Origin of the sequence: Fuscibacter oryzae (assembly GCF_016765795.1) — a bacterium.
In the GTDB taxonomy this organism is placed as follows: Bacteria; Pseudomonadota; Alphaproteobacteria; order Rhodobacterales; family Rhodobacteraceae; genus Fuscibacter; species Fuscibacter oryzae.
In genome coordinates, this window is record NZ_JAESVP010000017.1 from 1 (window position 1) to 9,691 (window position 9,691).

15 protein-coding genes are annotated in these 9,691 nt (G+C 60.8%); 7 read left to right on the forward strand and 8 right to left on the reverse strand.

Annotated elements, in window-relative coordinates:
- Positions 1-329: 329 nt before the first annotated feature.
- The 7 genes from JI744_RS18915 to JI744_RS18945 form a co-directional block, all read right to left on the reverse strand.
- Positions 330-1,376: a transglutaminase family protein gene (locus JI744_RS18915; RefSeq protein ID WP_236019561.1), complete on the reverse strand. Its 1,047-nt coding sequence runs from the start codon at positions 1,374-1,376 to the stop codon at positions 330-332.
- 133 nt (positions 1,377-1,509) lie between these two features.
- A complete protein-coding gene (locus JI744_RS18920; protein ID WP_202662744.1) occupies positions 1,510-2,043 on the reverse strand; it encodes a hypothetical protein in 534 nt (177 codons plus the stop codon).
- A 75-nt stretch (positions 2,044-2,118) separates the two neighbouring features.
- Positions 2,119-2,298 (reverse strand): hypothetical protein, encoded by a 180-nt coding sequence (locus JI744_RS18925; RefSeq protein ID WP_202662745.1) that lies wholly within the window; start codon positions 2,296-2,298, stop codon positions 2,119-2,121.
- A gap of 89 nt (positions 2,299-2,387) precedes the next feature.
- Complete coding sequence (locus tag JI744_RS18930; RefSeq protein WP_236019562.1) at positions 2,388-3,194, reverse strand: transglutaminase-like domain-containing protein; 807 nt, start codon at positions 3,192-3,194, stop codon at positions 2,388-2,390.
- A 34-nt stretch (positions 3,195-3,228) separates the two neighbouring features.
- Positions 3,229-3,840 (reverse strand): hypothetical protein, encoded by a 612-nt coding sequence (locus tag JI744_RS19185; RefSeq protein WP_236019563.1) that lies wholly within the window; start codon positions 3,838-3,840, stop codon positions 3,229-3,231.
- A complete protein-coding gene (locus JI744_RS18940) occupies positions 3,837-4,223 on the reverse strand; it encodes a hypothetical protein (RefSeq protein ID WP_202662746.1) in 387 nt (128 codons plus the stop codon). Before JI744_RS18940 ends, JI744_RS19185 begins: the two co-directional genes overlap by 4 nt.
- Positions 4,220-4,534 carry a hypothetical protein gene (locus tag JI744_RS18945; RefSeq protein ID WP_202662747.1) on the reverse strand — a complete coding sequence of 105 codons (315 nt, stop codon included), beginning with the start codon at positions 4,532-4,534 and terminating at the stop codon, positions 4,220-4,222. The genes JI744_RS18940 and JI744_RS18945 overlap by 4 nt, the downstream gene beginning before the upstream one ends.
- A gap of 272 nt (positions 4,535-4,806) precedes the next feature.
- Here JI744_RS18945 and JI744_RS18950 point away from each other — a divergent pair, with 272 nt between their 5' ends.
- The 3 genes from JI744_RS18950 to JI744_RS18960 all read left to right on the forward strand — a co-directional run bounded on the left by JI744_RS18950 (position 4,807) and on the right by JI744_RS18960 (position 5,829).
- On the forward strand, positions 4,807-5,016 hold the full coding sequence (locus JI744_RS18950) for a hypothetical protein (protein WP_202662748.1): 210 nt from the start codon (positions 4,807-4,809) through the stop codon (positions 5,014-5,016).
- Entirely contained in the window at positions 5,013-5,426 is a 414-nt protein-coding gene (locus JI744_RS18955; RefSeq protein WP_233270344.1) for a hypothetical protein, read from the forward strand. Before JI744_RS18950 ends, JI744_RS18955 begins: the two co-directional genes overlap by 4 nt.
- Positions 5,427-5,640: 214 nt before the next feature.
- Positions 5,641-5,829 carry a hypothetical protein gene (locus tag JI744_RS18960; RefSeq protein ID WP_202662749.1) on the forward strand — a complete coding sequence of 63 codons (189 nt, stop codon included), beginning with the start codon at positions 5,641-5,643 and terminating at the stop codon, positions 5,827-5,829.
- A gap of 57 nt (positions 5,830-5,886) precedes the next feature.
- On the opposite strand, the gene JI744_RS18965 is transcribed toward JI744_RS18960, so the two are convergent.
- On the reverse strand, positions 5,887-6,621 hold the full coding sequence (locus JI744_RS18965; RefSeq protein ID WP_202662750.1) for a Crp/Fnr family transcriptional regulator: 735 nt from the start codon (positions 6,619-6,621) through the stop codon (positions 5,887-5,889).
- Positions 6,622-6,769: 148 nt separating this feature from the next.
- Here JI744_RS18965 and JI744_RS18970 point away from each other — a divergent pair, with 148 nt between their 5' ends.
- From JI744_RS18970 to JI744_RS19290, 4 genes are all read left to right on the forward strand, one after another.
- A complete protein-coding gene (locus JI744_RS18970; protein WP_069211313.1) occupies positions 6,770-7,006 on the forward strand; it encodes a hypothetical protein in 237 nt (78 codons plus the stop codon).
- 195 nt (positions 7,007-7,201) lie between these two features.
- On the forward strand, positions 7,202-7,489 hold the full coding sequence (locus JI744_RS18975; protein WP_202662751.1) for a co-chaperone GroES: 288 nt from the start codon (positions 7,202-7,204) through the stop codon (positions 7,487-7,489).
- 44 nt (positions 7,490-7,533) lie between these two features.
- The gene (gene groL, locus JI744_RS18980; protein ID WP_202662752.1) at positions 7,534-9,171 is read left to right on the forward strand and encodes a chaperonin GroEL; all 1,638 of its coding nucleotides are present in this window, start codon (positions 7,534-7,536) and stop codon (positions 9,169-9,171) included.
- Between the two features lie 107 nt (positions 9,172-9,278).
- Entirely contained in the window at positions 9,279-9,413 is a 135-nt protein-coding gene (locus JI744_RS19290; RefSeq protein WP_093164402.1) for a hypothetical protein, read from the forward strand.
- The last annotated feature ends 278 nt before the right edge of the window (positions 9,414-9,691 follow it).

The following is a 9,691-nucleotide window of genomic DNA, read 5'->3' on the forward strand; positions in this document are numbered from 1 at the left end:
CGCGCCGGGCGCTTGAGCAATCTGAGGGCTCCGCGCCCGGCGCGCTTGCCCAACCCGAAACCGACCACTATCAACCCCAAGGACTCTCGTTATGAACGAGGGACGACCGGGGGGCAGGTCACCACCTGGCTGCAAGGGCAGTGCTCAGCCCCACCCGCATAACCCTCGAAAACAACGGAAAAATCCGGCCGCAGCCGGATCGGGAGAACGCTTTCGCGAGGGCAAGTGGCGGAGGGGATGGTCCTGAAATCCAACCTTCTCCGGTCATTAAAGCATTGTTATGGATAGGTTTAAACCAGCAGGTGCAAGCCAGTCCCACCGAAACGCCATTAGACAAGCGCGATGTCCGCCTCGCCTCTTGGGGCCAGTAGCGAGTTGTCTTGTGCCAAAGCACTCTCGACTTTTACGAGTACCTCCATCGAGAGCAAATCGACGTTCGTTCCGACAAAGTTGCCTGCTACCGGGGTCACCTGTGCGATATTTCGGGCCACGGCGAGTGGTATCAGGTTCCGGGACCCGAAGCTTCGGTTCGTGGGATCGAAGGCAATCCATCCGGCACCGGGGACAAATATCTCGACCCAGGCATGGGTGGACCCGGAACCCGCAGAACCCAAAAGGCATTCTTCCGCATCTGACAGATAGCCGGATACGATGCGGGAACCGAGTCCAAGCGTGCGCGCGGCTTCGGCGAGCAGGACCGCAAGATCACGGCACGAGCCCCATCGCCGGTCGAGCGTCTCGATCGGTGCTTGGGTGCCTTCAGTGTCGCGGCTCTGGTAGGAAATCTGGGTGAACACACCATTGCTGATGTCCTTCAGCAAGGACAGCGTATCGGTCGGGCGCGCCATGACAAAGCCCGCGACCCATAAGGAAAGCCGACCGTCCGGGTCGGGATATTGCGGAACCGTCAACGCGCCCAGATCCGTCCATTCGTCGTCGGCGTAGACAAAGGGATACTGCGCGGCCGAGGCGGCGATGGCAAAGACCGGCCATGCAGGCGCGGTGAGATCCACTGTGGCACGGCTCTCGATCACCAGATGATCCGTCACGCCGTCAAAGACGGCGGTGGCGACAGCGTTGCCGGCCACGTCATGCGCCCAGGTCACCGTCGCCGTCGGAGAAATGGAGAGGGCATGCGCGAGTAGTCGCAGTTCCTTGGTTTCTCGGGGACGTAGCATCAACCGATGGGGCCCGAGAGGGACCTTTTGACGGTATCTGTAGGTCGTGGTGTGAACGATCTCGAGGCAGGCCAAAATGATGTTCCAGTTAGGTTTGAGGAAGACGGCGCGCGGCTGCGGGATCAGCGGCGGCGGGATGCGCCCGCGCTGACGGGCGCGGCGTTCCGCCAGGCATTCAACCCCTTGCAGCGTCGGCAAATCCGTTCTCCGAAGCCTTCGCTCCAGAACGAGGTTTCGCATCGCAGGCATCGGCGTTCTTGCGGAACATCACCCACGGCCCTTAGGGTCGCGATGTCCAGAACGTCACCTTCGGCGATGGCCTCGTCGGCCATCACGTTTTTCCCGCAGCCAGACGGGTGCGCAAGGGCGGCGGCGAGTCCGGTCGCGTAGGCATGCCTTCGTTTTCGGCGGCCCGGATCGACTCTTCGTCCCGCGCTCCTCGGGCGGTCGTCTTCGAAGGCGGCGCAGCCAGGTTCGGATCGGACTTCCGAGACCCGGAATAGAGATGCCGCAGGTGCGCCTCGGAGACCCAGTCGGCCCTCATCACGAGCTGTACCATCGGATCAGCCAGCATTTCTTCAAGGAAAAAGTCGGACAACGCCTTGCCCGTCAGCTTGTCCCTGGCGCGTGCTTGGTCGAGGTCGGCAAGGGAAACAGTCAGAGTCCGTGCAAGTCCCGGATGAGATATCCGGGGATGAAGCTTCACAAGGACGGAGGCTTTCCAGGCTGCGGGATTCCGTTGATAAGGGGGCGAAGCTAGCTCCGTTTCGATCTCGTATTCTCCCGCCGGGAGAGTCTCGACAAAACCCGGAACGGTGAACGGCCGGGAAAAGACTGCAACGGTCTTGCTCGTCAGATCTTCCATTTGCGTGATCCTCCCACAGTTGCTGCCGGAGGTCCGCACCCTTTTTGGGAATGGGGCGCGCAACCTGTGCACATCTCAAGATGTCTTGGACTTGGCGGGTGCATCCTTGCCAGAAGCCTTGGGCTCGGTCTCCTTGGCAGCGGTCGTCGCTGTTTTCGCAGGCTTGGGCTTTAACGCAGCCGCAGCCCTGGCGGTCAGGTCCTTGAAGGACATGTCATCGATCCTTTGATTTTCCGACGCCAACTCCTCGTCCATTTCGGACCGGGACAATTCGCATCGTATTGAACATATGGGGGCTGGCGACCCGAATTGCGATGGTACATCGAAAAGGAAGCCAAGTTCAGTCAGGCCAATTCATCCGTCCAGACCTTGAATTCCATCAAAGTGTTCTGGCCGAATGTCTGGGTCAGCGGCACATCGGCGGCATCGCGGCCGCGCGCAATCAGAATTCTCGCAAACCTCGGTTTGTTGTTGCGCGGGTCGAACATGTGCCATTCACCAGCGAGAAAGACCTCCATCCATGCGGCGAAGTCTCCAGGCGGATGCGGGAGAGGTTCACCAATGTCGCTCAAATATCCGGTGCAGTAACGTGCCGGAATATTCATGCAGCGACACAAGGCGATAGCGAGATGGGCAAAATCGCGGCAGACGCCCTGCCGCTCAGCTATCGTCTGCGATGCGGTGCGCGTCGCTTTCGCCTGCATGTAGTCGAAGCGGACATGTTCGTGCACGAAATCGCAGATCGCCTGGACACGGGACCAACCGGGTTCCGTGGTCTCGAAAAGTCGCCAGGCTTCCTCCGAGAGAAGATCGGTATCGCAGTACCGGCTCCCCTGCAGGAACACGAGTGTCTCGAACGGCAGATCCTGAACCGCGTGCTGCTGCGCATCAGGAAAGACGGGATCGGGCTGGCCGGTATCGCGGAAGATGCCGTCTGTCGACAGGGTAAAGTCGCCCTCCGGGGCCAGCATGCGGGTACACCAGTTGCCGAAGCCATCCCGGTAGCTTTCGAGCGGCACGCTGGGGGAGGTCACGAGATAGTCCGCGCGCTCCAGGTCGCCGAAGCGCGAATAGTGAACGTTCAGCAGCGCGATCAGCGGCGTCGGTTGGGGGAAGCGGTATCGCAGACGACACCCTATGCTGACCCGCATGCCAGACGCGCGGCCGCGCCTTGTAATGTCACGATCACCGTCCAAGAATGCACGCCCCGTCGGAGAGCCGGAAGCCTCGATTGCAGCTCCACTGGTTGCCGGATCGGTCGAGATAGGCGTTCAACGGCAAATTGATAGCGACGCAGGCGCCGCTCAGAGGCTCGTATCCACGCTGACAGCGCCAGCCCGGTCCATAGGCCGCAGCGGCAAGAGCATGTTCCTTCTGGTGGTAATCGCCGCGGAACTTGCTATCCACCTGCACCTCCCAGATGCCGTTTCTTTCGCGCACCTGAACCCCATCTCGCCGCGTTGGCCTGTTCACGGAGGACTCCTGTGCTCCTTTGCTTCTCGGCGGCTCGGGCTGCTTGTCGGACACGTCCTGCTCCTTCGCGATGGGCGCGCGCACTTCTCCGAGGAGAATCACCGCGCGAATGAATTCTTCCGCGTAGTCGTCGGTTTCGCGGTGGTCATGTTCGTGCCGGGCCATACTCATCGGCTCGACGAACCGTGCTCTCAAATGATCGATGAACCGCGGCTCCGTGCGGGCCATGTAGGCGATCAGAGCTTGCAGGATTCGTTCGTGGGCCAGCACACGCCGTTCGAGGTCGGTGGTTTCGGGGGAAGCTATCGGCGTGGCGCGGTTCATCCTTCATCGACCGCGCTTTCCGCAGGGTCCGGCGACCCATCGACATCGAGGGCTGCCAGGCAAGCTTGCGCGATATCCCGGTTCGGGGCATCGGTTCCCGGAACCGTCGCCCAGCCCGCCTCCATCAGGGCATCGCGCCTCTGGTAGGTCGAGGCGGCCCGGATCGTCTCCATCTTGTCGGCCCGGGCCGGGTCCGAGCGCGCCATGTCGAGGCAGACCGGCACCATTGACGCGACAACGTTGTCGCGAGACATCGCCATGGCCCTGTCGTTCGAGGTGCCGCCTGTCACCCAGCCGCCCCAGGTGAAGCCGACCACGCCGACGAAAACCGCACCAATTACGGCGCCGTAGATACCGGGCTTGAGCCATTCGGGAGTGTTCATGTTCTATCCTCTTGCGGGGAAAGCGCCGCTTCACTGTGATTGTTGGTCTGGCTCAGGGCGGCATCCCGACCCAGCGCCTCTTTCAGATCACTGTCGGAAATTGCGCGTAACTCGGAGCGTCCCGCATGACGGCCCCCGCCGCGCACTGTCAGGTAGGTCGCCGTCCGTCGGTAGGCCTCGAAGCTCAGCCCCTGGAGAAGCTCCTCCTCGACGAGAACTTCGTAGTCGCCTGCGGGTAAGTCGCCCGGGTATCCCGACAGGGTGAACGGGTTCGAAAACGTCACCGTCGATCTGGTCGACCGCATGTTCATCTCTGGTCTCCGCGATGCTGGCAGATCCGTCGCTCATGACTGTCGACGGCCCCTTGGAGTTCAGGCCTGACCAGTCGAACGATTTCTCTTCTTGTACATCGGGATCATTCGGCTGGCGCTGACACATGTTAGCCCCGGGTGCCGAACCGGTTGCGATCTCTCTGGGAGCGTCGCCGGCACTGACCTGTGTAAGGGCGCCAGGATCGACCTGCGCGTATCCTTCGGGGAAACAGGGATGATTTGCGTTCCTGCAACCAAGGAATGGAACCACGATGGCGGCACCCAATCTCCTCAACCCGCACCCGCTCGAATTCGAGCGATTTCTCTATGCCTCGGTCGGCGAGGACCGGAACCTGAAGCGGTCTGCCGCGACGGTTGCGGGAGGCCGCCCCGGCACAAGCGGAGCGATTTGGGCGGTGTTCGCAATCATCTTTGTGTTGTTTCAGATGTTTATGGTTGGCGGGTCGGGGTCAGGCGAATGACCGTTTCAATAGAGACCGCGAAGAGACCGGCCCATGCGGCACACAAGTCCGGCACGCTATCGCCGCGCGAACAGGGCGTTCTCTGGGACATGGAGGAACACTTCTGGACCAGTGGTGCCGACAACGCGCGGGCGACGACAGCGACCAACGCCATCATGATCTTCCCTTATCCGCCCGGTATCCTCCAGGGTGACCAGATCTGGACCCATCTAAAGCAGAGCACCGGCTGGCGCTCCGTCGTCATGGCCGAACGTCGCGTCACGCGGTGTCAAGACATTGCCATTCTCACCTACCGTGTCTCGGCGGAGAAACCCGATGTGCCGATCTACAAGGCGCTCTGCGCCTCAACGTATCTCAACGATGACGACACCTGGCTGAGGATCTCTCACCAGCAAACTATGGTGGCCTGAGTGCCGCGGTGTCATTCGACCTGCCGCACGCGCCGGGACTAACCTGCGTCAGTGCGGCGGGGCGCCGACATTGGTTAGGTGTGATGTGCCCGCCGAATATTTGGTAAGGCATTTTTTCCGAGTACCCGAGAAGCATGCGGGCGTGTCAGACCTCAAAAGGTCAGCATGTCAGCGTGCTTCTTATTTCTCGGAACGTCCAGAAAGGACAATCCCAATGACTCCCGAACAAACAAAAACCGCCGACAAGATGAAATCCTTCAAGGCCTCGTGGGACAAGGCGCCCGCTGGTCCGAAGAAGGACGCCGCTCTGAAGCATTACCAGGCGGCCGAGAAGGCGCACACGGCGAAGAACGACGCCGAGACCAACAAGGAACTCGACGCGGCGGCCCACGCCCTCGCGTGACGTCCGGGACCTGACGTGATCACCGGGCCGCCTGCCAAACAAGGGAGGGCGGCCCTGTCATTTCAGGAGCGGCCCGGTCTGGTCCAGGTAAGCCGGATCGAACTCGGCAAGGTTCACCAGCCCGCCATAGTCGTGAAACGTCACATGACCGTCCCGAAAGGTCACCAGTCCACTCTCGCGAAGCTGGCGCAGGACGCGGTTCACATGGACTGCGCTCAACCCCAGCGTATCGGCAAGGTGATACTGCGTCACCGGGCAGTCGTAGCCTTCCTTGCTGCCCATCCCCACCAACGCCAGCCTCGATCCCAGCTCCAGCAGGAAATGCGCCATGCGCGCGTCCGCATCGCGTCGACCGATCCCGACGAGATGCTCCACGACCATCGCCTCGTCCCTTGATGCCGCCCAGAGGATGGCGGTCGCCAAGCGAGGGGTCTGCGCGAACGCATCAAGAAGGTCGCTCGTCAGCACCTCGGCAGCCTCGATGTCGACGACAGGTTCGAAGCTGTGGTCCGACGTGCGCAACAAAATGCTCCGCAATCCCAGAAAGTCCCCGGGCACCTGAAAATCCACGATCTGCCGGGTCCCGTCGGCCTGCAGCTTGTAGGAACAAACCCAACCCGCCGACAGAATGTAAGCCGCCTGGGCCGACTGGCCCTGATGCACCATATCGCGCCCCGCCAAGAAGGACCGGCGACGCTGGTGCAGTCGTTCAAGCACGGCCAGTTCGACCTCCGACAGGGCGACGAAGGCCGAGAGCTTCCGGGTCAGGGGGCTGAGTTCTACTGATTTCATGGGGCCTCCGGGCGTGTCGTGACCCAAGAGCGGAAATCGGCCGGGACACTGTTCTGGATCAGTCCAGCATAAGGCAATTCCTGCGAGAAGTACGGATGTATCTGAACCTCATCTTTCCCGGTTCACGATGCCAAGGAAGGAAACCCGGATGTCGACCGCAAGCGAACATGCAGGCCAGGCTGCTCTTTCGATCTGTGAGGCGCTGCTGCTTGCCATGAACGATCGCGGAGTGCTGCCGGAGCACGAGATCGTGGGGGTTCTTCGCGACGCCGCAGCGACCCATGAGAACGCGGTCGGCACAGACCATGAGACGGAAAACCACCGAGCTGTCGCGGACCTGATCAACGCGATCATCTCCGGCGGTAATTCAGTTCGACGCTTGTGAAGTCGAGCTTCGTCGAACTGCGGGAGCAGTTATGGATATCAATTGATTGGAAGCCAAAAGATATTCTTTGAGACGCTATTGCAGAACCCCTGCTGAGCCATCATTTCAATGGCATTGGCACTCCGGTATGGCGAGTGCCAATGCACATCCGAACATCGCCATGCTCCCTTGGACATCCGAAGAAGGAGCACTTACGTGTCGTTCACTCCACTCCACGACCGGGTTCTCGTCCGCCGCATCGAAGGTGACGCGAAGACCTCAGGTGGGCTCATCATCCCTGACACCGCAAAAGAGAAGCCGCAGGAGGGTGAGATCGTTGCGGTCGGCGCTGGCGCCAGGGACGAGGATGGCGAGCGCATCGCCATGGACGTCAAGGCTGGCGACCGGATCCTATTCGGGAAATGGTCGGGCATCGAAATCAAGCTCGACGGCGAAGACCTCATGATCATGAAGGAGAGCGACATTCTCGGCGTCATGGCCTGACCCCGACAGCGACGCCGAAATTTCACTCTCAGGAGCACCCAATCATGTCCGCCAAAGACGTCAGATTCAGTACCGATGCCCGCGACCGCATGCTGAAAGGCATCAACACGCTGGCCAACGCCGTGAAGATCACCCTTGGTCCCAAGGGTCGAAACGTCATCATCGACAAATCCTGGGGGTCGCCGCGCATCACCAAGGACGGCGTGACCGTCGCCAAGGAAATCGAGCTTTCGGACCATTTCGAGAACATGGGCGCGCAGATGGTCAAGGAGGTCGCGCAGCGCACCAATGACGAGGCTGGAGACGGCACAACCACCGCCACCGTGCTCGCCCATGCGATTGTCCGGGAGGGCATGAAGTCGGTCGCCGCCGGCATGAACCCGATGGATCTCAAGCGCGGGATCGACAAGGCCGTCGCCGCGGTCGTGGCCGAAATCAAGGCCATGTCCCGACCGGTTGGCGACAGCGACGAGATCGCGAAGGTCGGCGCCATTTCCGCCAACGGAGAGGTCGCCATCGGCCGCCAGATCGCAGATGCGATGGCCAAGGTCGGCAACGAAGGCGTGATCACCGTCGAGGAAAACAAGGGGCTGGAGACCGAAACCGAAGTGGTCGAGGGCATGCAGTTCGATCGCGGTTATCTGAGCCCCTATTTCATCACGAACGCTCAGAAGATGGTCGTCGAGCTGGATGACTGCGTCATCCTGCTGCACGAGAAGAAACTGACCTCGTTGGCATCCATGGTACCGCTGCTGGAGGCTGTGATTCAGGCCGAAAAGCAACTGCTGATCGTGGCCGAGGATATCGAGGGCGAGGCGCTGGCGACACTGGTCGTCAACAAGCTGCGCGGCGGGCTGAAGGTCGCGGCCGTCAAGGCGCCCGGCTTCGGAGACCGCCGCAAGGCGATGATGGAAGACATTGCCGTGCTCACGGGCGGTCAGGTGATTTCCGCAGAAATGGGCACCAAGCTGGAAAATGTCACCATGGACATGCTCGGGTCCGCCAAGAAGGTCGCAATCACCAAGGATGACACGACGATCATCGACGGTGCCGGCGATAAGGACGCCATCGCGGCGCGCGTCACCCAGATCCGGGCGCAGATTGAGGAGACCACGTCGGACTACGACAAAGAAAAGCTGCAGGAACGGCTGGCCAAGCTTGCCGGCGGCATTGCCGTGATCCGGGTCGGCGGAGCAACCGAGATCGAGGTGAAGGAGCGCAAGGACCGCGTGGACGATGCGCTGAATGCTACCCGCGCTGCGGTTCAGGAAGGTGTCGTGCCTGGTGGCGGCGTGGCACTGGTTCACGCTGGCAGGGTGCTGGCGACGCTAAAGGGTGAGAACAGTGATCAGGATGCCGGTATCAAGATCGTCCGCCGCGCGATCCAGGCACCGCTACGCCAGATCGCCGAAAATGCCGGGGTCGACGGATCGGTTGTCGTCGGAAAGGTGATCGAGAACGGCAGCCCGAGCTTCGGTTTCGACGCACAGGCCGAAGAATACGGCGACATGCTGAAGGCCGGTGTCATCGATCCGACGAAAGTCGTTCGGATCGCGCTCGAAAACGCCGCGTCCATTGCCGGGCTATTGATCACGACCGAAGCGATGGTCGCGCAAAAGCCCGAGAAGGCCGGTGCCGGCAGCGAAATGTCCGACATGGGCGGAATGGGCGGAATGATGTGAACGGCGGCGTCCCGCGGGCAGGAGCCCCCGGACACCAATCCACGGTGGTAATGAAAACAAACACCGAGCACTGCTTCAGAAAAGACTCAGAACCAGGAGGAACCGAAATGTCCAAAGGTGACAAGCAACGCGGCAACCGTGAGGCGAAGAAGCCCAAGAAGGTGAAGGAAAAGGTCGTTGCAACAGCCGACTTCACGAAGGGTAAAGCCTTGACCAATCTTGGCGAGCACAAGAAGAAATAGTTAGCGGTCCGAGTGATTGCATATCACTGAAGACGGAGCCAGATGGCAGAGGGATACACGGCGACTTGCTTCTTCGGAAAGCCTCAGGCTCGCCAGAAAACGACGATGAAGAGTTGCCGGAGAGAATGCGCGACATGCGTATTTGATTGAGAAGCCTGTTGATTTTCACCCGGAACTGAGCCGGTTAGGCGCATAATTTTCACTGAGAACTGAGCCATGTGAACCTTCCCCCAACGCGGTGAGTGGCGGGGGCAACGGAGTGATCCACATGGGACTTT